The sequence below is a fragment of the Dolichospermum sp. DET69 genome (assembly GCA_017355425.1).
GTDB lineage: Bacteria > Cyanobacteriota > Cyanobacteriia > Cyanobacteriales > Nostocaceae > Dolichospermum.
In genome coordinates this window covers 4,378,865-4,402,526 of sequence record CP070233.1, presented here as the reverse complement: position 1 = coordinate 4,402,526, position 23,662 = coordinate 4,378,865, and the positions used below count along the sequence as shown (strand labels likewise).

The 23,662-nt window shown below is 39.6% G+C and carries 16 protein-coding genes and 1 pseudogene; 2 read left to right on the top strand and 15 right to left on the bottom strand.

Annotated elements, in window-relative coordinates:
- Positions 1-26: 26 nt before the first annotated feature.
- The 10 genes from EZY12_20125 to EZY12_20080 form a co-directional block, all read right to left on the bottom strand.
- The gene (locus tag EZY12_20125) at positions 27-2,030 is read right to left on the bottom strand and encodes an ABC transporter substrate-binding protein (protein ID QSX67034.1); all 2,004 of its coding nucleotides are present in this window, start codon (positions 2,028-2,030) and stop codon (positions 27-29) included.
- Between the two features lie 126 nt (positions 2,031-2,156).
- Entirely contained in the window at positions 2,157-2,993 is an 837-nt protein-coding gene (gene ntrB / locus EZY12_20120) for a nitrate ABC transporter permease (GenBank protein ID QSX67033.1), read from the bottom strand.
- Positions 2,994-3,033: 40 nt separating this feature from the next.
- Positions 3,034-4,416 (bottom strand): ABC transporter substrate-binding protein, encoded by a 1,383-nt coding sequence (locus tag EZY12_20115; protein ID QSX67032.1) that lies wholly within the window; start codon positions 4,414-4,416, stop codon positions 3,034-3,036.
- A gap of 533 nt (positions 4,417-4,949) precedes the next feature.
- Entirely contained in the window at positions 4,950-5,786 is an 837-nt protein-coding gene (locus EZY12_20110) for a carbohydrate ABC transporter permease (protein QSX67031.1), read from the bottom strand.
- Positions 5,783-6,670 (bottom strand): sugar ABC transporter permease, encoded by an 888-nt coding sequence (locus EZY12_20105; protein ID QSX67030.1) that lies wholly within the window; start codon positions 6,668-6,670, stop codon positions 5,783-5,785. Before EZY12_20105 ends, EZY12_20110 begins: the two co-directional genes overlap by 4 nt.
- A gap of 148 nt (positions 6,671-6,818) precedes the next feature.
- Complete coding sequence (locus EZY12_20100; GenBank protein QSX67029.1) at positions 6,819-8,069, bottom strand: ABC transporter substrate-binding protein; 1,251 nt, start codon at positions 8,067-8,069, stop codon at positions 6,819-6,821.
- Between the two features lie 588 nt (positions 8,070-8,657).
- A complete protein-coding gene (locus EZY12_20095) occupies positions 8,658-9,779 on the bottom strand; it encodes an RRXRR domain-containing protein (GenBank protein QSX67028.1) in 1,122 nt (373 codons plus the stop codon).
- A 93-nt stretch (positions 9,780-9,872) separates the two neighbouring features.
- Complete coding sequence (locus tag EZY12_20090) at positions 9,873-11,417, bottom strand: reverse transcriptase N-terminal domain-containing protein (protein ID QSX67027.1); 1,545 nt, start codon at positions 11,415-11,417, stop codon at positions 9,873-9,875.
- A gap of 897 nt (positions 11,418-12,314) precedes the next feature.
- Complete coding sequence (locus EZY12_20085) at positions 12,315-13,337, bottom strand: hypothetical protein (protein ID QSX67026.1); 1,023 nt, start codon at positions 13,335-13,337, stop codon at positions 12,315-12,317.
- Positions 13,327-13,488, bottom strand: a complete 162-nt coding sequence (locus tag EZY12_20080) for a hypothetical protein (GenBank protein QSX67025.1) — start codon at positions 13,486-13,488, stop codon at positions 13,327-13,329. Before EZY12_20080 ends, EZY12_20085 begins: the two co-directional genes overlap by 11 nt.
- A 653-nt stretch (positions 13,489-14,141) precedes the next feature.
- Here EZY12_20080 and EZY12_20075 point away from each other — a divergent pair.
- Positions 14,142-14,285, top strand: a pseudogene (locus tag EZY12_20075) (16S rRNA (cytosine(967)-C(5))-methyltransferase).
- A gap of 46 nt (positions 14,286-14,331) precedes the next feature.
- Here EZY12_20075 and EZY12_20070 read toward each other — a convergent pair.
- Together EZY12_20070 and EZY12_20065 are read right to left on the bottom strand one after the other, a co-directional pair.
- On the bottom strand, positions 14,332-17,199 hold the full coding sequence (locus tag EZY12_20070) for a glycerol-3-phosphate acyltransferase (GenBank protein QSX67024.1): 2,868 nt from the start codon (positions 17,197-17,199) through the stop codon (positions 14,332-14,334).
- Between the two features lie 1,164 nt (positions 17,200-18,363).
- Positions 18,364-18,981, bottom strand: a complete 618-nt coding sequence (locus tag EZY12_20065) for a hypothetical protein (GenBank protein QSX67023.1) — start codon at positions 18,979-18,981, stop codon at positions 18,364-18,366.
- A gap of 180 nt (positions 18,982-19,161) precedes the next feature.
- Between EZY12_20065 and EZY12_20060 the strand changes: the two genes are divergently transcribed.
- Positions 19,162-19,710 (top strand): pentapeptide repeat-containing protein, encoded by a 549-nt coding sequence (locus EZY12_20060; protein QSX67022.1) that lies wholly within the window; start codon positions 19,162-19,164, stop codon positions 19,708-19,710.
- 625 nt (positions 19,711-20,335) lie between these two features.
- Here the strand turns inward: EZY12_20060 and cobJ are convergent.
- The 3 genes from cobJ to EZY12_20045 all read right to left on the bottom strand — a co-directional run bounded on the left by cobJ (position 20,336) and on the right by EZY12_20045 (position 23,467).
- Positions 20,336-22,039: a precorrin-3B C(17)-methyltransferase gene (cobJ, locus tag EZY12_20055; GenBank protein QSX67021.1), complete on the bottom strand. Its 1,704-nt coding sequence runs from the start codon at positions 22,037-22,039 to the stop codon at positions 20,336-20,338.
- A 94-nt stretch (positions 22,040-22,133) separates the two neighbouring features.
- Positions 22,134-22,841, bottom strand: a complete 708-nt coding sequence (locus EZY12_20050) for a precorrin-2 C(20)-methyltransferase (GenBank protein QSX67020.1) — start codon at positions 22,839-22,841, stop codon at positions 22,134-22,136.
- Positions 22,841-23,467, bottom strand: a complete 627-nt coding sequence (locus EZY12_20045; GenBank protein ID QSX67019.1) for a precorrin-8X methylmutase — start codon at positions 23,465-23,467, stop codon at positions 22,841-22,843. The genes EZY12_20050 and EZY12_20045 overlap by 1 nt, the downstream gene beginning before the upstream one ends.
- Positions 23,468-23,662: the final 195 nt, after the last annotated feature.

The window sequence follows — 23,662 nt, the reverse complement described above, 5'->3', positions numbered from 1 at the left end:
TTTCGCGCAAAGGAAGAAAGGAAGTTTTAAGCTGCTGTTCTTCTGGGGGCATCTAGGACTACTTCAGCTATGGAGAAGTCGCGTTTAATTTCTAAGTCGTTGAGATAGCTAATGGGGTCGTCAGCGTTGAAAGGTTTACCATCAAATAGTTGGATAGGTTGACGGGTATAACTAATATCTAAACCCAGTTCTCTGGCTGCTGTACTGAAAACACGAACTCGACATACTCGTTCGACAATTTCTACCCAATTTCTGGGGAAAGGTGTATCACCCCAACGCGCTAATTGAGTCATGATCCAAATTTGTTCAGTCCGACTGGGGCGATTAATCGCAGACTCGGAATAAAATTGGTGATGGGCATATTCCCGCATAGGATGATCTAAGTCACAAGTATCACTATTGGGGTTTTCGAGTTGGATGTATTCAATATCTGTGCTGACATAATCCCGACTTGCTAAAATTTGCCTAACTTCTTGGGCGTTGGCAGGATCTGCACAATATTGGCAAGCTTCTAGTAAGGCTTTAGTTAAGGCAATATGAGTATTCGGATAAGCTTCTGCCCAATCTTCTCGCACACCTAAAACTTTACCAGGGTGTCCTAACCAAACTTCTAAATCGGTGGCAATTGTAAAGCCTGAACCTTCAACTGCTGCCCGATAATTCCAAGGTTCACCTACAGAATAACCGTCAATAGTTCCACCTTTTAAATCTACTACCATTTGAGCAGGAGGGATATTTTTCATAGCCACGTCACTGTCGGGGTCAATCCCACCTGCTGCTAACCAATAACGGAGGAGTAAATTGTGCATGGATGCGGGATGAACTACACCCATTCTGTGTGTTTGTTCACGGGTTTTGAGGAGGTATTTTTTGAAGTCGGATAAGCTATGTACACCTTCGTCATAAAAACGTTTTGCTAAGGTGATGGCGTTACCGTTGCGGGTCATTGTCAGGGCTGTGACAACTGGTAAGGGTTCATTTTTATTTCCTCCCAAACTTAACCACATTGGCATCCCAGAGGGCATTTGTGCCGCATCTAAATATCCCCCTGTCATCCCGTCTACAATTCCTCGCCAACTGCTTTCCCGGACTAAATTAACCTCATCTAAACCATGTTTAATGAAAAAGCCTTTTTCTTTAGCAATAGCGAGGGGGGCGCAAGCTGTGATGGGTAAGAAACCAATTTCTAAATTAACTTTTTCTAACCCATGTCGGACAATTGCAGAAGTTTTCCGCGCCCGAATTTTCTTGATGCGTTTTTGTTGGTTGAGGAAGTAAATCATTTCACTCCGCAATGTGTAGTAACTGGGATGTTTTACTACTTCCATGCGTTTGCGAGGACGAGGAATATCTACTTCTAAAATGTCACCAATTTTCGATTCTGGTCCATTGGTTAACATGACAATTCTGTCAGATAACAAAACGGCTTCGTCTACGTCATGTGTCACCATAACTGCGGTAACTTGGTTTTCTTCGCAAATTTTCATCAATTGTTCTTGCAAATTACCGCGAGTTAGGGCATCTAATGCACCGAAGGGTTCATCTAATAGTAATAGTTTAGGACGAATTGCCAAGGCGCGAGCGATCGCTACCCGTTGTTTTTGTCCACCAGATAACATCCCTGGTTGTTTATCAGCATGGGGACGCAAACCCACCATATCTATATGCCGTTCGATGATTTCTTTGCGTTCGGCTGCGGGCATTCCATTGAATACTGAATCTACTGCTAAAGCAATATTTTCTCTGACAGTTCGCCAAGGTAAAAGCGAATAGTTTTGAAATACTACCATTCTATCTGGACCTGGTTTTTTAATTCTTTGTCCTTCCAGAGTTACTAAACCTTCTGTGGGTAAATCTAACCCAGCAATCATATTTAAAAGAGTTGATTTACCACAGCCAGAGTGACCAATCAGAGAAACAAATTCACCCTTTTTGATTTCTAAATTAATATTTTTAAGAGCGATATATTGACCGCCACCGGTTAATTCAAAAATTTTATCAATTTGATCAACAGCAACAAATACAGACATATTATTTGGTAATTGGTAATTGGTCAGTTGTCAGTGGTCAGTTGTCAGTTGTCAGTGGTCAGTTGTCAGTTGGTAATGGGTGATTGGTCATTTTTTTGCTATTAGCTAATGACCAATGACTACTAACTATTTTTGTTCTGGTAAAATCCAGTTTTGTAGTGCCACCATGAGTTTATCTAAAATTAGACCAACAACACCGATATAAACTAGAGCTAAAATAACTTCACTAACGTTGTTATTTTGATAAGCATCCCAGATAAAAAAGCCAATTCCCACAATCCCAGACATAACGATTTCTGCCGCAATAATCGCCAACCAAGCCAAACCAATGGCAATTCTTAAACCTGTGAAAATGTAGGGTAATGCAGAAGGAATGAGAATGTTAAAAAAGTATTCTTTTTTAGAAAGTTGTAAAACTTTAGCAACGTTGTTGTAATCGTCGGGAATTTGAGTTACACCCACCGCAGTGTTAATTAAAATTGGCCAAATTGCGGTAATGAAAATTACGAATAATGCGGCTGGTTCGTTTTGTCTTAAAGCAGCTAAAGAAATAGGAACCCAAGCTAAAGGCGGTACTGTTCTGAGTAATTGAAATAGAGGATCTAAAGCTTTGGACATGGTTTTATTCACACCAATCAAAACACCCAAAGCAATACCGACAATTGCCGCTAAGGTATAGCTAATAGCCACCCGTTGCAAACTAGCCCAAATTTGCCAAAATAACCCTTTATCAGTGCCTCCCTTGTCATAGAAGGGATATAAAATTAAGATCCAAGTATCTTGAACAACTTGGATTGGTCCTGGTAAAGTTGCCCCTGGAGTCCAAGAAAATACTTGCCAAATAGCTAGAAAAATAGCTAATGCAATCAAGGGAGGGATAAGTTCAGGAAGTTGCTTTTGCAAACCCGATAAAAATTTATTCTCCAGTTTAGGACTTATAGAACGTTTCTGAACTACGGTCATGGATGCTTCCTCAAATTTACTAATGACTACTGACTAATAACTAAACGCTAACTTTTTTGATTTTCAGACTCTTGAGATATTCTTCTGGTTTCTCAGGGTCAAATTTAATCCCATCAAAAAATGTTTCTACTCCACGAGATGTACTGGTAGGAATATCAGCCGCAGATATTCCTAATTCTTTAGCGGCTTCTTTCCAAATATCTTCGCGGTTAACTTTTTTGATTAATTCTTTGGCTTTGGCCGCACCATTAGTAATGTAATCTTTGGGCAAGAATCCCCAACGCACATTTTCAGTTATGAACCATAAATCATGACTTTGGTAAGGATAAGAAACACTGCCTTTTCCGTCTTTCCAATAATAAGCAGCCATTGATTTATCATCAATTTTTCGACCATCACCCATGTCATATTTACCTTGATATGGGTCAGCTAAAACGTCTGGTGAAGATAAGCCAAAATATTTTTTAGCAGCTAAAATTCCCGCTGCTTCTTTGCGGTTGTCAAAGTTATCTAACCATTGTTGGGCTTCCATAATCCCTTTTAATAAGGCTTTTGTAGCTTTGGGATTTTGCTCAACCCAGTCACCTCTCATGGCAAAATATTCTTCGGGGTGATTTTTCCAAATTTCGGCTGTTAATGCGGCCATAAAACCAATTTTGTCATTAACCAGACGGAATGGCCAGGGGTCGCCGGTACTGAAAGCGTCCATTGTGCCTGTTTTCATGTTAGCAACGGTTTGTGCCGCAGGTACTGTCAACAATTTGACATCTGTATCTGGGTCAATTCCACTTGCTGATAACCAGTAACGAATCCATAAATCTTGGTTAACATGGGGAAAGGTAAAAGCGGCTGTGAAAGGTGTAGAAGATTTAAGTTGGGCAAATAAGGGTTTAGCCGCATCCAGTTTTAAGCTAATTCCTTTCCCTAAATGTTTATTAGCGATCGCTATTCCATTACCATGTGTAACTAATTGGGCTAGTACATACATGGGGATGGGTTTATTCCCCTTAGTGATTAAACCTGCGGTAATTAAGTGTGGCATAGGCATTTGCCATTGACCACCATCAATACCACCACCAGCAGAACCAATTTCGACGTTATCCCGTGCAGAACCCCATGAAGCTTGTTTAGAAAGTTCTACACCGGTCATCCCATGTTTAGCAAATAAGCCTTTTTCTAGGGCAATAATTAAAGGTGCAGATTCTACAATGGGAATATATCCCAACTTAACTTTTGTAGTTTCTGGTTTTTGTTCTGGGTTAATATTAGCTGCTACTTGACCAGCCAATTGTGCAGAATTGCCACCACTGTTACCTGTTTCTGGTGGGTTTCCCAAACATCCTTTAAGTAATACTGCACTGGCAGAAACTCCAGCTATAGTAATAAATTTTCGGCGGTTAATTGGATTTAAAAAGTCGGACATCTTATAGCTCCTAGATTTACTAAAATTATTTTTTAGTTATAAATTTTGGATATCAAAATTAAAGCAAGATTACAATGATTTCTTGCTAATACACTAAAAACCTAGCCTTTTAATAGATCAAAAGGCTGATTTCGCTATGGGAACAAAGTTTAATTACTTCGGGTCGCTGGGTAAGATGGTTTTCCATCTCTGAACCAATTAAAATTAGTTTACAGGTTTTTTTAACAAATAGATCAACTTGGCAAGGTATTTATTAAATAAATATTATATTGGATACATAAGTAAAAATTTATAATTTAGGCTTCATTTTGTGCAAAGTTTTTAATATATAGTATTTAATTGATAGTAATGATTATTCATAACTATGGTTTCCGTACTTTTAGGTTTATTTAATTACATAAAAAGGATATAAATAGATAATTTTGATGTTGACTATAAATTAATATCTTCATCCATAGATGAATCGGATGATAACCATTTTTTAAAACTTCTAGATGATGGGCGCAGGCCCTGCGCCCCTACCTCCTGACTTCTCAACCTTTACCACCTGTAAAAGTAACACTTTGGATAAAGTAGCGGTTAAAGAAAGCATAAATACCTAAACCTGGCAGGGTAAACACCATAGAAGCCGCCATAATATAGTTCCAATAGCTAATATATTGACCTTTAAAAGTATTTAGTCCCAAAGGTAAAGTAAACATTTCCGGGTCAAAGAGAATCACTATGGGTAACAAAAAATTATTCCAACTACCCATAAATACAAAAACCGCTTGCGCGGCTAATGCTGGTTGAGCTAAAGGTAAAACTATATACCAAAAAATTCCCCAGGCATTTAAACCATCCAATTGAGCAGCTTCTTCTAATTCCCTAGGGAAATTTACGAAAAACTGCCGCATCATAAAAATGAAAGTAGCATTAACCATACTAGGAACAATCATCCCTGGGTATGAATTTAGCCAACCAATCGCTTTTAAAATTAAAAATGTGGGAATAAGGGTAATTTGCGCTGGTACTGCTAACACTGCCAAAATCAGGAAAAACCAGAACTGTTTACCCTGAAAGTGTAATCTGGCTAGGGCATAACCTGCCATTGAGTTAAATAGCAAATTTAAAATCGTGACACTAACGCCAATAATGACACTGTTAAAAAACCACCGCCCAAATAGAGGTTCTTGCAGAAATATTTGTTTGTAATTGTCGAGAGTAAAATGTTTGGGGATAAAATTAAACTCCCCATTAATAATCTCTGATAGAGGCTTAAATGATGCCGAAAATGCCCAGAGAAAAGGAATTACAGTAATAATTCCATAAACTGTGAGGAAAATATATAATATAACTTTGAAATATAAAGAATTAAAGATTTTAGTCACATTTTATAGCCTCCAAAAAATTGCCGCTGAATTAATGTGAGGATGATAATTACAGATGCTAATAAAAAGGCAATTGCTGCCCCATATCCCATTTGTAAATTCCGAAATACGGTTTGATAAATTAGCAAAACTAAAGTGAGAGTAGCGTTGTTTGGTCCACCAGTTCCCCCAGAAAATATATAAGACTGATCAAATAATTGAAAAGTACCAATTATCCCCATAGCCATCACAAAGAAAGTCACAGGTTGTAATAAAGGTAAGGTAATATAAATAAACTGTTGCCAACCATTAGCCCCATCAAGTTCTGCGGCTTCATAAAGTGTTTGAGAAATATCCTGTAAAGCTGCTAAATAAATCACCATAAAAAACGGTGCTGTTGACCAAATATTCATGATCATAATCCCTTTGAGGGCAACATTTGGATCTCCCAACCAATTATAAATAGGCAATTTTAGAAAGGCTAAAAAATTATTTAGTAGTCCATTAGTGTTATAAATCCACATAAAAATTAAGGTCAATACAGCCGAAGATGTGACAGTGGGTAAAAAGTAAAGAATCCGCCACCAATTTTTACCATGAATGCCAGAATTGAGTGTCACAGCTAAACCTAAAGCCAAAATAGTTTGAATAGGAACAACAATTGCCACATATTCTGCTGTATTTTTTAAAGCAATTCCTACTCTTTCATCTGTTAACAACCGATGAAAATTACCCAAACCAATAAAACGATAGTTAATACCTCCCAACATTTGCACTTTGTGTAAGGAAAGAAATACAGAATAGAGAATAGGCAAAATTACAAATGTGCCTAAAACTAAAAGACTGGGAGTTATGAATAAATAACCTGTAAAATTGTCCTTGATTTTTCTGCTGATCCTAAACATTCTCTTCCTTCTTTCTTCCTTCGTGTCCTATTCCTTCGGAACGCTCCTGTATCCCTCCAGTCCCGTCAGGGATACGTGGTTCATTAACTCCTAACTCCTGTAGGGGCGTATTGCAATACGCCCCTACTAACTACGCTATCAGCAAGCCCTAGATATCCGCCTGAATTTGCTGATTTGCTGTATTTTGTGCCTTTAACATGGCTTGTTTTAATGGTTGTTGTCCTAGCAAAACACTAATAAACTGATTATCAAAATTGTTGATAATTGTGGCGGGATATTTACCTAATTGCCAAGGCGTAGCATAATCAACTCCTGCTACTAATGGCGCTCTCAAAGGATCTTGATCATAACCTAACTGCTGTGCCACTGATTTACGGGCTGGTAATGCAAATCCTGTCCCTGTCCATTTCTTCATCCCTTCTTTACCTGTCAGATAGGAAATGAGTTCCCAGGCTTCCGCTTTATGCGGTGCTTGTTTATTCATCACGTAAGCTACAGTAAAAACCATTGTTGCTTTTTGATGATTAATTTTAGGAATCTCTGCTGTCGCAAATTTTAGTTTGGGGAATGTTTCTTGGAGATAGGGAATTGCCCAATTACCCTCTATTACCATTGCTACTTTATTTTGTCCAAACATTTCACTCCCGGAATTTGTCCCGACATCAGATTTTTGAGCAGATGATCGATCTTTTTGATATTGGTTAATTACTAATTGTAAACCCTGTAACCCTGGATAATTAGCAAAGGTAGCATAACCCTTTTTATCTACAATTTCTCCCCCAAAAGCTGTAATTTTATATGCCTGACGCGCTAATTCGGGAACTTCACCAAAGCCATATTTATTAAGTTTGCCTGTTAACTGTTTTGAATAGGTACGTAGTTGTTCCCAGGTAGTGGGAGGACTAGTTAAACCAACATTCGTAAATGCTTGTTTGTTATAAAATAAAGCTAAGGTAGAATAGTCTTTAGGAAGACCATAAATATGATTTTGGTATTTAAAACTTTTGAGTAAATTGGGTTCTATGTCTGTTAGGTCAAATTTGGGGTTAATGTAATTATCAAGGGGTTCTAGGACATTCTGACCCATTAGAAAAGGGGCTTCTAGCGCATCTAAATAAAACACATCTGGGGCCGCTGCTCCTACTAAGCGGGTTTTAATCACATCCATATATTGATCAGCGATCGCTTCATACTTGACTTTTATCTGTGGATGCTGCCTTTCAAAGTCTTGGATTACCTGTTTTAAAAGTTTTTGTTCTAGGGGATTACCTATCCAACCACTGAGTTTAACGGTAATAGGTGGAGATGATTTTGGTAATAGCAAATTTTGACAACTAATAATAGCGATCGCTATTGTGATTACCAATCCTAAAAAGTTAAATAATCTCTTTTTTCTCACAATTTAATTGAGATGAATTCAGAATTGATGTCAATACTGTTCGGTTAAGAGTTTTTGTAGGTTGAGTTAAGAGGGTGTTTGAAAAGTCTAATTTATACCCACCTGGCGACTAGAAGTCACAGCTACACAGACAAAACCCACCTTCGTGGGTTAAATAACCTTAATTTTTCGTTAGTCCACGCACCATCTGGACTTTGCTTGTGTAGTAGCGAATTATATTCGCCCAAAACTTTTCAAACATCCTCTAAGCGACAACCCAACAAAAGTCCGTAAATGTTGGGTTTCCTAACTTCAAACCAACCTACCAGATTTAAATACAAAAACCCCACCTCCCCGCAAGCGACGAGGGGATTTAAGATGTATGTTATTTAAGTACATACGGTTATAATTTATTTCAAATTCTGGTATGGATCATCTCTCTATGGGATGGGTTTGAGTTCTATATTTTGTTAATGAAATCACGGAAACTAAAATGATAGAAGCTGTAGTAAGTATTTTCTGATCTATTTTCTTAGACTAAAAATTCTACGCAATTTTCTAATAATTCCTCAACATCATATTCATAAGACCTCGCGGTAAGTGGGAAACTCAGTCACAAAGCGTGCACCAGAGGGAAGCGACACGGGCGGTTTTAACCGCCGTGATAATTAGACCTGTTGATCGTTGTATCAACTTAACTTTTTTAACAGTGCATTGTCCTAATCTTTTCCAATTAGCATCACTAACTGAAACTTGTTTTTCAGTGTCTCCACTAACCCAGCCAAAGAAGGTTTTATTGCCTTGACTAGCTTTTACAAAGTCACCTTTTCTAAAACCATGACGGGTTGTAGTGCCTCCATATTTCCGACGATTACCATAAGAGCTAAAAGCCATCAAATGTAATTGTCTACGGCTAATTGGTGGGCGACGGACAATGGTGAATTGGGATTCAGTGACATCTGCATTTCCTACCCAAGATGCGCCATGATTTTTAGCTCCTTCCCATGTCTGGTATTTAACAAATTCAGAGCAAGCTAACGTTACTGCATCAACAGCGTGCGTTTCTGGTATTTGCAAAGATTTATCGGATTTTTCTTTGTGCAATCTCAGATGCTTACGAAGGTTTGATGTTTCCCAGCCCTTCTTTAAAACGACATTTGTAAGTTGTGATAGTCGGACAATTTGGTATCTCTGCCCAACCATAACGGGACTAAAGCCTTTATTGCCTCGCGCTTCTACTTCTTCAATAACAATTGTTTTTATGGGGTAAAGTTGGAGGAGTAAACTAATTACTCGATATTCCAAGTCTTTGTTTGCTCTAATACTTGGAGGCAATTTTGAGCCACGACGATTATCAAATCTTGCTTGACGATGATTACGGTTACTGAAAGATAGCTTTCTATTGATTCGCCTTCCTCGTCTGCTACGTCGCATCATTGATCGTTGCTCCATCCGGTCTTTGACTGTTTTGAATGGTAGAACTAAATGTAGCATCTGCAAGGTGAACTTTTTGGATTGAACCGCTATACCTGAAAAAAGTTTGCCAGGATCTAAACCAAGAACTATTTCTTGCGTTTCGGTATTACTTGATTCGGCTAATAACTGGACATAGAAAATGCCAAGTTTGTCGAATTTGCCGATTGCACTACCATCTTTGATCCATCGTCTTGCACGACTTGGTTTAGTTGGCATTAATGGCGTATTGTCTACTGAAATTACGGGTACTCGCATTAAGAGAGGTAGAGTCGAGGGCGGGTATTATCCCGCGCCCCTCTCTGTTAAATCTGGGCGTGCAGCTTTCACTGCACCCAGCTTCCGATGTTCTTAGCTTTCGTTTTTGCTCATGTGAATATAATCGTGGCAGCTTTCATGAATTGCTAGAAGGTTGTTTGGTTTCCAATTGTTATGATTGGCATCAACATGATGTAAGTGTACCTTCTCATCATTGAGCATTTTAAGACCACAATGACCACATTTATGGCTTTGCCGTTTGAGGGCTTTAGAGGTATTGTTGTTATAGAGCTTGCTGTTACGTTCGCTCCAATAACTTAAATCTCCGTCATAAGGTGATTTCTCACCTTTGACATTGATGTGTTTGTTTTCGGAGTAAGGGACTGCTGGAAACGCCTTATCTAGTAATTGCTTACTGGTATAGCGATTCTGTTTAGTTTCCTTGTTGAATACCCTAAATGCTCTGTTTTGGATGTGAAATAACGAGTTTCTTGACCCGTCCATCTTGCAGAAGCGGTGGTAATTCCTCCAGCCTCTAACTACAGGGGCTAATTTCTCAGCCTTTGTGGTAGCACCATAATTCGAGTTGTTGACGATGTATTTTACTTTCTTGCGAAAAGATTTAAAATTGTCCACTGATGGAGCGCATCTAAACTTCCCGTTTTTCTGGACTAAAAAGTTCCAGCCGAGGAAATCAAACCCATCTGTCGCGGCGGTTAGCTTTGTCTTTTTCTCGCTGACTTTCATTCCCCGCTCTGCTAAAAACTGACTGATTTTGTCAAGTATTTCTGTGGCATCGTCTTGAGGTCTGAGTATTATCACCATGTCATCCGCGTATCGGATTGTTGGTTCTATTACTTTACTTCCGGCATCTTTATATCTGTGGATGCTTTCAATGCCGTTTAAAGCGATGTTAGCTAGTAGTGGACTTACCACTCCGCCTTGAGGCGTTCCCTGTTCAGGAAATTCTGGGTTGACTCCGGCTTTGAGACATCGGAAAATACCTTGTCTTATGCTCTTGGGAGCTATGAGTCTATCCATGATGGCGGTGTGGTTTATCCTATCAAAGCATTTTTCGATATCGAGTTCTATAACCCTTTTATCTATTCCATTTCGCGCAGAGCATAGGTTTATGAACAGGATTTTCTGTGCGTCATGCGCTGAACGTCCCGTCCTAAACCCGTAGCTCCTAGCATGGAAGGTTGCCTCGTGCGCTGGTTCTAATGCGTATTTGACAAGGCATTGGTAAGCTCTGTCTGCAATAGTAGGGATTTTCAGCATCCTCATCGTACCGTCCTTTTTGGGGATGGGTATTTCTCTTAGTTCCTGGTGTTTCCAGTTGCTAACGGATGCTTTTAGCAGTTCATTAAGCTCAAAGCGTTCCTTAAAGGTAAGGGACTTTTTGCCATCAATTCCTGCGGTCTTTTTACCAGCGTTTAGCTGTGTTACTTGACGGATAGCCATTAATCTCGCTGCGGTTGATTTCAGAATCAGCTTTTGTAGGGACTTAGCTTTGCGCTTGTCTCCAACTTGAACCGCTTTGTACACTCGTTTTTGTAGGCGGAATAAGTTACGGCGGAATTTCTTCCAGGGTAAGGTCTTCCAAGATTCACTAGAGTTGTCTCTGTGTCCAATCATGCTCTGCTCCAGTTTGTGTATTCTGAACACCTCAGACCAATTACGGTCTGTCCTACCCGGATTGAGGGAATTCCGCTGCTCGTCCAGCCTACTTGTAGGGTTCGACCGCCCTTAGACCCTCAATCCGTTTTTATTCGTTCCCTCGGTTGATTATTAGTTCCGTTAGGTGTAGCCATTTCAACCACTGGAATCCCTGGACTCGTACCGCTATGGGACTAAGATGCGGCGGGAATTAACTCCAATGAGGTCGGGTTTTTTGTATTGTGTCCCGCCTCTCGATAAGTTGCTTTTCCAGGCTCTGTTTCACCGTGGGAACTCCCCATTAACGCCAGTGTCACCCCACAACGGATGTCTGATTGCGTCCTGTTCCTAGCTTCGACCTCCCGAAGCCGAGTCGGGTCATCGTAGGCAGATAGGGAGTCATACCTGAGTCTGGCAGATGGGACTTGCACCCATATCAGACCGAGAGTTCAACCTTTCTCTATTTCTAGATTGGGTTGGTTAGCTTATGTACGGGCTGGATACCGTGATTCAGCTAACAACGAATCGCACTAATCCTTCGAGTAAAGTTTAATGTCCCTTCGCTCAACGCAATCAAGATGTCTTGGCTTTAACCAACGCTATTACAAGATAGCTTGAAGATAATCCAGACTAGGGAAGTATCTGGAAGTTCGTACCAAATTGCGTCTCGATGAGCTAGTCAAACACGTAAGCCTTGATTTCTTACAAGCTCAGTGGCTTCAGCCCTGAGTTATTGACCAGTATTTAGGAAATTGGCAATATCTGTAACTGATATGAGTTGTGTTGTCTGGGCTAAAACTCCTTCATTAAACCAAAACCTGTTGGATAAATTTTATACTTAAGGTCGGTTATTGGCGGACTTTTGTAATAAAATTTTTACCCGATCATTTTTAACTCTCCAAAGACATCATTCATCTCTTGCTCAATTCTCTTCAGTTTTAGCTGTATTTTATTTTTAAATTCAGCATCTAGTGTTTCATTCAATTGGTTATAAACTGCTTCATAATCAATTTCTAAAATTGCGAAACGTTTTTCCAATTGCCTGACTTTAATTTTTTGTACTCGATTAAAAGAACGAGAAGAATTTATTGGTTTTTGCTGCATGGCTTGATTTAAGAAATCCCCAGTTTCCACTAACACATTTATAGGCATCCTAAATGCCGCTTTGACTCCCTCTCGCTTTTTCTCTGCGGGTACAGCCATACCCACAACTTCCTGTAATGATTCATCCCACACAGGAGAACCACTAAAACTAAGCTCAATCTGATATCCACGAACTTTAATGGCTTCTATCTGTATCGAGCGAGTAGCTTGGACATCAAGCAGTTCACCATTTAACACAGTTGTAGGCATCCTAAATGCCGCTTTGACTCCCTCTCGCTTTTTCTCTGCGGGTACAGCCATACCCACAACTCCCTGTAATGGTTTATCCCACACAGGAGAACCACTAAAACCAAGCTCAATCTGATATCCAGGAACTTTAATGGTTTCTATCTGTATCGAGCGAGTAGCTTGGGCATCAAGCAGTTCACTATTTAACACAGTTGTAGGCATCCTAAATGCCGCTTTGACTCCTTCTCGCCTTTTCTCTGCGGGTACAGCCATACCCACAACTCCCTGTAATGATTTATCCCACACAGGAGAATCACTAAAACCAAGCTCAATCTGATATCTAGGAACTTTAATGGCTTCTATCTGTATCGAGTGAGTAGCTTGGACATCAAGCAGTTCATCATTAGCCCAGACACCAAGATCATGTCCTTGGGGAAAGCCAAAGATACGGAAGGTAAGAAGATGGTACTGATTCACTAAAAAATCAGCGCCAACAACTTTACAGTTTTTATTATAAATGCGAGCGAGCGCACTTCTAAAGGTTTGAAAGTAATTTTCAGTTGACATACAATCTATAAATCCTGGTACACTGCGTTTCTCGCCCAGATGGTAAAGCGACTCTCTCAGTAGCAAGAGATGTATCTTCTGATTCCTCAATTTCCACTAGGAATTTACCGCCATTTTCTAGCTCAAATTCAACCAATTGCTTTTCTAGCATATATATGATGTTAAATAGACTATGTATTGTCAAGTATACAATATTGTCTGCTGATTGGAAAAGCAAAAACTACCACTAGTAGTCTGTCAATCCAAAAATGACGGGTAAAGGCAAGCAGGGGGAGAAGAGGGGCAGGGGGAGTAGGCTGACAGGTGTAGGTTTTTAATATTTTCTGTAAAGGCAAGACCAGGAGGACAAGGAAGGATAGTAGACAAGGTGGATTTTATCCACAAAATACTCAGTTTATGGTTTATTTTGTCCGCTTTTCCTCCCTTGCCACCTTGTCTGCCTTGTCTTCCAAGTCTTGCCCTCACGACAATGTAAAAAACCTACCCTTGTGAGGGGGGAGTAGGGGAGGGAAAAACAGAAGTTTTCTCCTATCATTACCCGTCAAAATAAATTTGACGAACTACTAGCAATCAATACTGTTCGTACACTAAAAAAGTGTTGAAATTGTTACTCTGAACGAAGTGAAGAATCTCCGAGATATGGCGCTGCATTACGTTATCCTCTGTATAACATCAGTCCATGTTTCATCGTTTTCCGTTATTATTTGGTGCGTTACGCTACCACTAACGCACCCTAAGTATTTGCTCCTTGAGCTTATGTTGGCAGGTATAATGACAACTCTGAACTAAATCACCTGATATTCCATGACAACCCCTCGTCAAGTTGCCTTTATCGCCCTCAAAGAAGTACACAAAGAAGCTTGTGCTGGTGTTGCTTTAGACCGAGTGCTACAAAAATTTAAGTTACCGGATTGCGATCGCCGTTTAATGAGAGAATTAATCTATGGAATCTACAAGGATTCTAGAAAACGCATATTTAATTTTTACCAGATCTCTATTGTATTTCCACAGTCCCCTTGTATCCATCAATGATGACTTGCTGGCCATCTTGCAGCAGGTATGTAGCACCACGCACATCCATAACAGCAGGAATACCGTATTCACGGGCGATAATTGCCCCGTGGGAAAGTTTACCACCAACTTCAGCAATTAACCCCCCAGCTTGCACTAGAATAGGCGCCCAACCGGAATCTGTGTAAGGGACTACAAGGATAGTATTTTTATCAATATCATGGGCTTCTTGCAAAGTTCTGACTATTTTCACCCGTCCTTGAATTTGTCCTTGACTGGCAGGAATACCTAATAAAATATTATCAGATGGATCAATTACAGGGGCAATGGGGTGAGGAGGGTTATAACCATAAACAACGGCGGGAATTTGGATAATTTGGCTATCTTGGAGAAATTGCGATCGCCTGTTGGTAACTAATTCCAATAAGCTATTCCTAAAAGCCACATCTGGATTAATAATTAAATTGCGAATTTCATCTAACTTGAGAAAGAAGATATCTCCCTGTTCTCCTAACACTCTAGACTGAAGCCAAATCTGTTCTAAACCTAAAAACGTCCAGCGTAATTCAGCTAACAAGCGGGAATAAACTTCCGTTACCCTACCTTTGAGATCAACGCGTTTTTGGACTAAATTTGCCTGTTCAGTCCGAGCATCAGCTAAATTTAGCACTTCAGGAGCTTGCAGCAACTGCACAAATAATTGTCTAACTATTTGAGGATTTTCTCGCCAAGTGGGAACAGAAATATCCGTACCTACTTCACTCAAATAGCCATAATCCTCGATTAATTCGTCAATTTCAGATAAAATCCTTTGCCCTTGGGGCGTTTCTGCCAACTGTGCAAATACTTGTTCTGGTTTAAACTCATAATTACCAGCTATTAAGATTTGTTTAGCATCCGCAGCTAAAAGACGCATAGCTCTTAATGATGCTACCTCTGGGGTAACACTATTATCAATTTGTTCTTCCTTTGCCCCCAAAACCGCTTGGCGGATAGCTGCACTCAAGGGGACTAAAATACTATAATAAGTACCCCGGTGTAATAAGTTGAGAATTAAATCTATTCTAGTTAATAACTGATCTAGAGATAATTCTGCAATCACCACATTTGATAATTGGGTCAATCCAGGGATAAAAACTTGACGATAATCCGATTTAAAATCTTTGTCTAAATCAAGTTCCCGCTTGAGTAACTTTGTCAGTCCTGGTAAATTAGCCAAAGTGGAATCCATTGGCGGTTTACTCATACTTGCACCTCTAGTCAGAAACTCCAGACTTTCTGGGGGTAATCCCATTTCCAAAAAGATTTCTCCTAATAAGGAAGCATTAAAGTAAGCTCTAGAGTAATGCAGTATTGCTGTTTTGGTAAAATCTAAGCCTCTAGCCCGTTCGCCTAAAACTATACTAAAAATTTCTCCCCACACACCACAGGTTAAAGGAGAATTAATAGACCAAGTTAAGGGGTGAATAACTCCCGGAATCACCTCAGCCGCGATTTTTCTTGTCCATAAGGGTAAAAGCGTAGTGATGGGTCTTGATTGTAATACCCACAGGTTTTGCCCATCATAACTCCATTCAATATCTTGGGGAACACCCAAATAACGTTTTTCCAAGCGCCGAGCTAGGTATGCAACTTGCTTAATTAATGCTTCGGAAACTTTACCACTACCTTCAAATTGCAGACAAGATAATTTTTCATTATCAGCAACCACGACTCGATATTGTTCTGGTGTCACTTTTCCCGACACAATTTGAGAGGGACTACCAGATACAGCTTCTATAACTACAGCCTCACCTTGTTGAGAAATAGGATCTCGGCTAAAAGCTACCCCCGAAAATACACTTTGGACTTGTGGTTGAATGAGTACCCCCATGGCCGCCTCTTCTGAACTGCTCCGACGGCGATATTCGACGGCACTGGGATGATTATAGGAGGCTTGGACTTGAGTGATCGCTTGCCGGAGTTCTGCCTTACTAGTAACATTTAAAATTGTTTCATATTGTCCCGCCGCTGATGCTTGTTGGGAGTCTTCCCCAATTGCTGAAGAACGGACGACTAAAGGTGAAAGCGACGACGGTTGCAGAAAATCAATTAAATAGTTGGGATCATCATCAGGACCTAGTACCCAACCTTTAGGAACTGAATAGCCCCAACGTTTAATTTGCGATAATGTCGCAGCTTTAGCTCCTACGACTTCCCCATCTAAATCATCATCTAAGGTAATGATCTTATCCTCATTACTTAAATATTGCATCATCTGTTGGGATTCTGGATTTGCTTCCTCAACTGGGAGGTTAAGATCATCAGGAATTTGGTTATAAATCCAGTAAATTAACCCCGATAAAGCAAAAGCAGCCATGATTCTCGGTATATCCTGGGAATGGATAATCCCCACAAATAGGGGAAATATGACTAATACCCCTAATTTAATTGTTTCTTTGGAGCGAGTAATTAAAAAGCCAATAGCTGCAATCAAGCTGACAAAAGCGGCTACTAAGGGATCATGGGCCAGCAGTCCCCAAGCCACATTGGTTGTTCCCGCTCCTTTAGTAGCAACATATCTACCGATAACCAAGGCTATTAAAGCAATAATTTCCCATACTGGTTCTAAAGGAAAACAATATTGGGCAATTGTGACAACAGCAACACCCTTGAGGGCTTCAGAGACGACACAGATACTTCCCGCCAACTTACCACCATGATAAAAGGCGGCTGCGACGCTAATATTTCCTGTACCCACATTGGCTAATTTCTTGCCACTCAGAGCATAAGTAATCCAGCCAATTAGCGGGATTGCTCCTAAAAGTGGACAAACAATTAAAATAATTAAAATACCCAAAAAATTAATCATGATTCTCTAATCTAAAATTTAAAATTTGATGACACACTCTAAGAGGATGTTTAAAAAGTTCTTTTGTCGGTATCAAAAGTTTTAGATCCCTCTAAATCTCCCTTAAAAAGGGAGACTTTGATGACCGTTCCCCCTTTTTTAAGGGGGGTTAGGGGGGTTAGGGGGGTTAGGCTGACAGGTGTAGGTTTTTTAAATTGAGATTTATAATAGGGGCCAGACTTGGTAGACAAGGAGGGAAAGTGGACAAGGAAGAAGAACAAAGAAGAATTAAAACTGATTAATCATCCAGAAAGTTGGCTAATTGGTAATAAGTGATGATTGCGCCCGCAGGGAACATAGCGGGCAGAATTTTCCGGTTCTTTCTCTTCACACTCCCTTGTCTACTTTCCTTCCTTGTCTTCCAAGTCCCGCATAAAACCCAATTGTAAAAAACCTACACTTGTCAGGGGGGATCTAAAAGTGCCTAAAGTCACAGCGAAACACTTTATGGCTACGCCACGCAAGCTATCAAACAACCTCTAAGTTTGTAATTAACAAAAATGAATTGCCAAATCAACATAAAACCCTTATAAATCAATATTTACAGAGCTGCTCAAGGTTGATATTATCAAAATAATAAGCCTTGATACCAAAAAAGCTCAAACACTTTTTCCGGTTCGAGATAATTTAAAATTCCCTGTTCCCTGTTCCCTGTTTCCCGTTACAGAACACTAGAGAACAATGAAAATCTTGTTTACTAGTGTCCCGAATGTTATTCAAGGAATTTAGCCTAGCGCATAAGCGGCAGTAAGCGCCCAAATAATCAGGCCGGCAATTGATCCTAAAAGTACCACAGTGGAGATTGTAATCAGTTTAGGTGAATCTGCACCTTGAAATTTCATAATTCCGCGATTTAAATCGGACATTGTTTTCTAAGCCTCCTTTATTACAGGGCTAATCTGTCCGTTCTGATTTTAGTCTTTCTGTTGCCAGATGGTGTTAAGTTCTCATTACGATTTTTATTAAGCTTGGCAACAAGAGGCAAAATCAAACAAAAATTAGTAGTATTTATACGTGACACTCAGAATATATTACTATTACAGAATCTAAATTCAAAGCCAGACACCAAGTCAATTTTACTCCTGATTCGGTGATTCGGTGACTCTTGCTATATTACCAAAAAGATTAATTGTCTCTAATCCAAAGAGCTAAACCACCCCCACGCCCACGAGCAGCAATCACATCTTCAGTCACTAAAAAGAAAGCAAAAAAAGGTAATTTAGCTATGGGTTGATCATTAAAATCTGCAATTTCAACTTTATGGGCATTAATCTGTTTATTAACAAACATCCAATTAAATAAACTAATTTGCATTTGGATAAAATCAAAAGCCAATAAATTCTTTTTTCCTAAATATTTTATTGGTCCAGTCAATTTAAATAATATTGCTCCCAATTGGACTTGATTAGCAATTTCCCCTTTTTCTAAATTCTGTTCTTCCGTAGGACTAAAGCAAATATGAATTTTCGTGAATTTTGGTACATACCAACCCTTACCTAAAATAATTCCCCCACGACTTCTGACTTTTTTAGTACCAGTAGCAAAACAAAGCCGCCATTTACCACCGAGAGATACAAAAGGATAATTTAACTTTTGCTGTTTTGCGGTTTTTTCTGCTTCTAGCAACGCATTTACTATTATTTCAGCGGAGGGGACTTGATTTCCTTCTCGATACGCATTAGCAGCAAGGGACAAGGAGTTAATAAAATCAGCGGTGGAATTAGATATTAAATTAGCTGTCATTTAAGGAATTCTATATTTTTTCATAAACCAAATAAATTGTAACGTTTATTTAATTAATTTCTTAATAACAGTATAATAAATATATGATTTTTAGCTAAAATTTTGGTCGCTAGAAACTCAAGTAATTTTCTGTGGTTTGGGAAGTGCAATACTCACCTGTAGATATAATAAGGTGGAAATATGGATACTCAAAAACTCCTGAAGTCGTATAAATCAGGAGAAAGGGACTTTCCTGGAATGAATCTGCACCAAGCTATGTTAAGACGTGCTGATTTGAGAGGAATAAATTTAGAAGCAGCAGATTTAAGCGGTGCTGATCTTAGTCGAGCAAATTTGAGTGGTTGTAATCTCAGTAGAGCGAATTTAACCAATGCTGATTTAACTAGAGCAAATTTGGAAAATGCAAACTTAAGTGAAGTTAACTTAATAGGCGCTGATTTAACCAGAGTCAATTTGAGAAAAACCAATCTGAATCGTGCTGATTTGCGAACTGCAATTTTAAGTTCAGCAACCCTAGTAGGTGCAAATCTGAGTCAAGCAGAAATCAGTGGTGCTGACTTTAGAGGTGCAAATCTCCATAACGCTAATTTAATTGATAGCAATATCAATGAAGCAGAATTTATGGGCGTTGATTTAACAACAATAATCATTACAGAATCTGAGATAACCGGAGAAATTTTGCATATAGGGTTATCCCACACCTGGATAACTTGGGCTGGTAGTTGTTAATATTCTGGTAATTTGGTGAATATTATAGTAGGGAACAGGGAACAGAGTTAAAAGTCTTTTTCTGTATGGTTTTTTAGGAAAATTTCGTATCTCATTCAACTGCATACCGCTATATAAATTTACCAAATTAATCAATACTATCTCAAGAAAAAAAATGAATGAAATATATTTATATGGGTGGGGCAAACCTCGCCCTTTATTTTATGACAATTAATATAGCAATATCTTAGCCACATCCAAAAAATCATTGATTCGTAGGTTGGGTTGAGTGACGAAACCCAACAAATACGTCGGGTTGAGGGACGAAAACCGACCTACACAAAAATGGCTAAGGTATTGATATAGTCAATATATTATTATTCAATAAGTAAAATGTCCGCAAGAGCGGACATTTAAGGGCTTCTGTCACTTTTATTGGCTACAATCATGTCTGAAACATGATGCTTTTATTGTTAATGATGAGAATAAAAAAATCAAGTCTTTTTCAGATATAAACTAGACATAATTAAGTGAATTATATCTTAATAAGAGGAGTCAGGAGTCACCGAGTCAGGAGAAAGAAGGAAGAAGGAAGAAGAAGGGAGAAATAAAAGTTTAAATGATATTTTGATTAATATAAAAAACATCATTCTTCAGAGTTATATCGGCGGGAAGTATAAACCCAAACATTATTATCCTGCTGAATTTGTCGAGTGTGGGAAGAACCGATAATAATCACAGTTCGCATATCTGCTAATGTCGGTTCTAACTCTTCCAGGGTAATAACCTGGACTTGTTCTCCCTTTCTCCCTAGATTTCGCCCTAACACGACTGGAGTATGAGGTTTTCGGTGTTCCATTAAAATCTTTTTTGCGGCCGCTAGTTGCCAAGTACGTTCTTTGGATACAGGATTGTAAAAAGCAATTACAAAATCACTGGTAGCCGCAGCCGTGATTCGTTGGGCGATAATTTCCCAAGGCTTCAAAATGTCAGATAGGGAAATCACACAAAAATCATGTCCTAAAGGCGCACCAATGGTGGCTGCTGCGGCTTGCATAGCGGAAATACCAGGGGCGACTTGAATATCAATAGTTTGCCATTCTGGTTTATTATATTGGTCTAAAACCTCAAAAACTGCCGCTGCCATTGCGTAAATACCGGGGTCGCCAGAAGACACAACCGCTACATATTTTCCGGCTGCGGCTAAGTCCAACGCCTGATACGCTCTTTCTGCTTCTACTCGATTATCTGATTCATGGACACACTTACCATCTGCCAGAGAACCGATTAAATTAATATAATTTTTATAACCGACTAAATCCGTTGCTGCTGCCAGAATTTCCTTTACTTGCGGTGACATCCATTGAGATGCACCAGGACCTGTACCAATAATAGCTAATTTCCCCTGGGGTTGTCCTATATTAGCGGGGTTAATAATTTGAGTTGAGATGGCGACGGCAATAGCAGTTGAGGATGATACAATTTGGGCATCTGCACCTGCGGCGGCTAAAATCAATTCTGTTAATTCACTTTTGGGAAAGAAGCGAATAGGAACTCCCAAAGCCTTAGCTATAGAGTGAAGCTGGGAATTATTAGCTAATTGAAGTGGTGCAAATATTCCCGCGACTGCGGCAGGTGCTAAATTAGATTCTTTGAGTATTTCCTGAATTTGAGTAATAGTGTGTGGTTCTGGGTTAGTTAGGGCGATAGCAATTTTTGCAGGATGGTAAACTAAACAGTTGTAACTAAAATTACCCAGTTTTTCAGTAATTTGAATAGTTAACTCGCTATTTTCATCAATAGGTAAATTACTTTCGCTTAACCAAGGTGCTGTTCCTTCTAACTTAACTTTTGCCCCTGCTAATAAGTCAGCAATAAATTTTTTCCCATGTTCTGGGTTAGCTAAATGATATCCAGAGGGAGGAGATAACAAAGCAGTGTGAAAGCGGATATCTCCTGTGGTGGTAATTGCTGGTTTTATATTTAAAGCCTCTGCAATTTGACGCGCTAAGTCATTTACACCACTCAGCCCACCTAAAAGCGGTACTACAGCAGTTCCATCTTCTGCAATAGCTAAAATAGGTGGTTCTTGTCCTTTATTAGTTAAAATAGGGGCAATTGTTCTGATGAGAATACCAGCGGCACAAATACCAATTATCGGTGTACCAGCGGTGAATAGTTCTCGCACAGTTTCGCCAAAATTGGTAAAGCTAATATCAACATCATTGGTACGACTAACTAAACCATACAATTTCGCACCTGGTAAGATATTGGTAATTTTTCGCCCAATGATAACGCTATTTTGACTCAACACCACAACCGCAGCCACTACCCTTACCCTTGTGTTCATAGAAATTTTCTTGTCAGTTATCAGTTGTTATTCATAGAAATCAAAAAAATCATAGTTCAGACATTCACATAAATCAAAAAAATCATAGTTCAGACTACAACTTATTTTTAGTGGGAATAATAATCATCGAAAAATAAGGAACGTCTTCTGGGTTAACCTCATCTAAAGGCAATATGCGCTGCTGTGTGGTTGTAGCGCGTTCAATGTATCTGGCTCTGGAAGCTAGTCCTAATTCGTGGAGAAGATTCCTGATTTTCGGAAAATGACGACCAAGTTTCATAATAGCCGCAGCGTCAGTAGCCAGAAGTTGACTAGTGAGAAATTCTACTGGTAGTGGTGCGGGTAAAACCGTGAGGACATCATTGTAATAGGTAAATGGTAAACCCAAAGCTACAGGACAGGCCATGAGCGAGGAAACTCCGGGGACGACTTCTGTTTTGTACTTGTCAGCCAAACGAGTAAAAAGGTACATAAAAGAACCATAGAAAAACGGATCTCCTTCACAGAGAACTGCTACATCTCGACCGGCTGCTAAATGGTCAGCAATGGGTTGAGTTTCTTGATCATAGATAGACTTAGCCTTTTCTGGTTCTAAGGCCCGAGGAAGGTGAAATAGTACCTCAATCTGACTATTATCCAAGTAGGAAGAAACAATTTTTCTGGCGATACTTTCCTTGTTCGTCGCTGATTGATAAGCAATAACTGGGGCAGAACGGAGGATACGCAAAGCTTTTAATGTGATGAGTTCAGGGTCTCCAGGTCCCACACCAATTCCATAAAGACGACCTCCAGAGTTAGTCATTACTCTTCCTCACTGGATAAAGCATTCACAGCAGCAGCAGCGATCGCACTTCCGCCCCGTCTACCATGTAAAGTCATAAATGGGACATTGCGACTATCTGCGGCCAATGCGGCTTTTGATTCGGCTGCACCCACGAAACCGACCGGAAAACCCAATATTAATGCAGGTTTAGGAACTCCATCATCTAGCATTTCCAATAACCTAAATAGGGCTGTTGGTGCATTCCCAATCACTACTACTGCCCCTTCTATATGGAAACGCCATAATTCTAAAGCTGCTGCTGACCTTGTATTTCTGAGTCTCTTAGCTATTTGTGGAACTTCTGGGTCATTGAGGGTGCAGATAACGTTATTGTTTCTGGGTAATCTGCTTCTTGTTACCCCTTCGGCTACCATGCGACAATCACACAAAATCGGTGCGCCGGCGGCTATAGCATTTCTCCCCGCTTCTGCCGCTGTGGGTGTATAGCTTAAGTCTTCAACAATATCCGTCATTCCACAGGCATGAATCATCCGAACTGTAACTTTAGCTATATCCTCTGGTAACTTGTCTAGATTGGATTCTGACCGAATAATTTCAAAGGAATTACGATATATTTCGTTGGCATCGCGGATGTAGTCAAACATGAGATTTTTAAGTGGTGTACGTGGACTGTGATTTATTTGATGAAGATGATTATAGAACTTACGCACAAATAATGGAAAAATGAAGCACGTATCCCTCACGGGACCGGAGGGATATAGTGACGTTCGCGCAGCGTCTCGATAGCTTGCGTGGGACGCAGGAGCCATAGAGATAGATCACGAAGAAAAGAGGGTTTA

Excerpts from the sequence above, each read along its gene's own strand:
- EZY12_20125 (QSX67034.1), bottom strand. The coding sequence starts at position 2,030 with ATGTCTGTATTTGTTGCTGTTGATCAAATTGATAAAATTTTTGAATTA.
- ntrB (QSX67033.1), bottom strand. The coding sequence starts at position 2,993 with ATGACCGTAGTTCAGAAACGTTCTATAAGTCCTAAACTGGAGAATAAA.
- EZY12_20115 (QSX67032.1), bottom strand. The coding sequence starts at position 4,416 with ATGTCCGACTTTTTAAATCCAATTAACCGCCGAAAATTTATTACTATA.
- EZY12_20105 (QSX67030.1), bottom strand. The coding sequence starts at position 6,670 with ATGTTTAGGATCAGCAGAAAAATCAAGGACAATTTTACAGGTTATTTA.
- EZY12_20095 (QSX67028.1), bottom strand. The coding sequence starts at position 9,779 with ATGCGAGTACCCGTAATTTCAGTAGACAATACGCCATTAATGCCAACT.
- EZY12_20090 (QSX67027.1), bottom strand. The coding sequence starts at position 11,417 with ATGATTGGACACAGAGACAACTCTAGTGAATCTTGGAAGACCTTACCC.
- EZY12_20085 (QSX67026.1), bottom strand. The coding sequence starts at position 13,337 with ATGTCAACTGAAAATTACTTTCAAACCTTTAGAAGTGCGCTCGCTCGC.
- EZY12_20080 (QSX67025.1), bottom strand. The coding sequence starts at position 13,488 with ATGCTAGAAAAGCAATTGGTTGAATTTGAGCTAGAAAATGGCGGTAAA.
- EZY12_20070 (QSX67024.1), bottom strand. The coding sequence starts at position 17,199 with ATGATTAATTTTTTGGGTATTTTAATTATTTTAATTGTTTGTCCACTT.
- EZY12_20065 (QSX67023.1), bottom strand. The coding sequence starts at position 18,981 with ATGACAGCTAATTTAATATCTAATTCCACCGCTGATTTTATTAACTCC.
- EZY12_20060 (QSX67022.1), top strand. The coding sequence starts at position 19,162 with ATGGATACTCAAAAACTCCTGAAGTCGTATAAATCAGGAGAAAGGGAC.
- cobJ (QSX67021.1), bottom strand. The coding sequence starts at position 22,039 with ATGAACACAAGGGTAAGGGTAGTGGCTGCGGTTGTGGTGTTGAGTCAA.
- EZY12_20050 (QSX67020.1), bottom strand. The coding sequence starts at position 22,841 with ATGACTAACTCTGGAGGTCGTCTTTATGGAATTGGTGTGGGACCTGGA.
- EZY12_20045 (QSX67019.1), bottom strand. The coding sequence starts at position 23,467 with ATGTTTGACTACATCCGCGATGCCAACGAAATATATCGTAATTCCTTT.